The organism is Streptomyces niveiscabiei (genome assembly GCF_001419795.1).
Classification (GTDB): domain Bacteria; phylum Actinomycetota; class Actinomycetes; order Streptomycetales; family Streptomycetaceae; genus Streptomyces; species Streptomyces niveiscabiei.
This window is the reverse complement of the sequence record NZ_LIRL01001243.1, coordinates 1-2187: the sequence shown is the minus strand read 5'-3', so window position 1 is coordinate 2187 and position 2187 is coordinate 1. Positions and strand designations below refer to the sequence as shown.

Genomic DNA, 2187 nt, shown 5'->3' with positions numbered 1-2187 from the left:
CGCCGCCCGGCCGCAGCACCCGCAGCGCCTCCGGGACCGCGCGGTGCGGGTCCGTCCAGTGCCAGGACTGCGCGTACGTGAGGAAGTCCAGGCAGCCGTCGCGGAACGGGAGGCTGTTCCCGTTGCCCCGCACGAGCGGTACGCCCGGCAGCGCCCGCCGGCGGAGAGGAGTTCCGGCATCGCCGCGGCCTCGGTGTCCGGGAGCCCGCCGGGCCGTACGCTGACGCCCCCGGCGAGCGCGAACTCGGCGTCCCCGACGGCGAGTTCGCGGCAGGCGTGGTGGACGGCGAGGAGGGAGCCGTTGCAGCCGGAGTCGACGGCGTAGGCGGGGCCGGTGAGGCCGAGGACGTGGGCGACGCGGGCGGCGGCGCCGAAGGAGAGGTTGCCGAGGGCGGTGAGGACGCCGGGTTCGCGGGCCGCCGCGTGGTAGGCGGAGGCGGCCGAGGCGAAGACGACGGCGGTGGAGCCGTCGCGCAGCTCGCCCGGCGCGTATCCGGCGTCCTCCAGCGCCTGGTGGGCGAGGAGGAGGGCGAGGCGCTGCTGGGGGTCCATGAGGGTGGCCTCGCGGCGGGAGAGCCGGAAGAGGGCGTGGTCGAAGGTGTGGACGTCGTCGAGGTGGCCCATCGGCAGGAGGCGGGCCGGGTCGAGTCCGGTCGCGGCGGCCCGGTCGGCGGGCATGGGTCCGACGCTGTCGGTGCCGGCGAGGAGGTTCGCGCGAAACCGCGCCGGGGTGTCGGCGCCGGGCAGGCGCAGGGCGATCCCGACGACCGCGATGTCGTCGTCGTTCGGTTCGCTGCGGTGGTACGTCATCACCGGTCCCCCAACTCTGCGGCGTCGCCTGCGGGTTGCTCGGCGGCTTCCTCGGCGGCCGCCAGCGCCTGGGCCTGGGCGGCCACCGTGTCCAGGTCGAAGAGCTGCCCGACGCGCAGTGCGCCGGGCCACTCGCGTTGCAGTCCGAGGTGGAGCTCGACGACGCGGCGCGAGTTGCCGCCGACGGTGAAAAAGCTGTCCCCGGGCCCGAAGTCGTCGTGCCGCAGCACCCGTCGCCACAGCCGGGCGACGGCGCTCTGCAGCGGTGTCCAGCCGGCCGGCGCGTCCGGCAGCAGCGCGGTCAGCGCGGCCTCGTCGGTCTTGCCGGATGCGGCCAGCGGCATCCGGCCGACGGTCACGAACGTCTCCGGTACGGCCTGGTCGTGCAGGTGCGCCGTGCACAGCCCGGTCAGCTCGCGGGCGTCGGGCAGGGCGACGGCGGTCGGGGCCGGGGACCAGAACGCGACGAGCCTGGTGTCGCCGTGCGGCCCGGGGACCCCGAGGACGGTCGCCTGGCGCACCGCCGGGTGCGTTTCGAGGACGGCCTCGACGGCGTGCCGTTCCACGCGGGTGCCGCGCACCTTGAGCTGGCCGTCGGCGCGGCCGTGGAAGACGACGCGGCCCTCCCGGTCGACACGGACCAGATCCCCGGTGCGGTAGAGCCGGGCGCCGGGCTCCTTGTGGAACGGGTCGGCGACGAACCGGTGCGCCGTCTCCCCGGGCCGTCCCGCGTACCCCTGCGCGACCTGGGCGCCCCCGACGTACAGCTCGCCCAGCTCCCCGGGCGGGGTCGGCCGCAGCCGTCCGTCCAGGACGTGTACGGCGACCTCGCCGAGCGGGGTGCCGATGGGGATGTGTCCGTCGTAGGTGCCGCTCACGTCGTGGCCGAGGACGGTCACCGTCGCCTCGGTCGGGCCGTACTCGTTGCGCAGCCGGGTGCGGGGCAGCACCGCGCGGTGCCGTTCGATCAGCGCCTCGGGGAACGCCTCCCCGGCGAGGATCACCTCATCGAGGCCGGCGCCGGTGAGGTGCGGCAGCATCAGCCGGTAGTACGACGGGGGTGACACGAGCTGGCGTACGCCCCGCTGGAGGACCAGTGCGGCGCAGGCGGAGGGGTCGGGGAGAGCGCGGTGGTCGGGCAGGACCGCCGTACCGCCCGTGCACAGCGCCTGGAAGAGCAGGAGCAGGGCGCCGTCCCAGGTGAAGCGGCAGGTGGAGAAGGTGACGAGGCCCTCTTCGGCCTGCCGGGCGGCGACCATGTGGGCGAGGTTTCCCCGGCTGACGACGATGGCTTTGGGTGCGCCGGAGGAGCCGGAGGTGGTGACGACGTAGGCGGGGAGGTGGGGGGTGGGTGCGGTGTCGGCCACGGGTGTGCCG

General features: G+C 75.5%; 1 protein-coding gene and 2 pseudogenes. All 3 read right to left on the bottom strand.

Features of this window, described 5'->3' with window-relative positions; genetic code table 11:
- Nucleotides 1–160 (bottom strand): annotated as a pseudogene (locus AOK24_RS50020) (methyltransferase domain-containing protein); the annotation flags it as partial.
- Between the two features lie 32 nt (nucleotides 161–192).
- A pseudogene (locus AOK24_RS50015) lies at nucleotides 193–810 on the bottom strand (beta-ketoacyl synthase N-terminal-like domain-containing protein); the annotation flags it as partial.
- The coding region (locus tag AOK24_RS42620; RefSeq protein ID WP_107104175.1) for a non-ribosomal peptide synthetase at nucleotides 810–2187 on the bottom strand (1378 nt) is incomplete at its 5' end. The gene AOK24_RS42620 and the pseudogene AOK24_RS50015, both read right to left, overlap by 1 nt.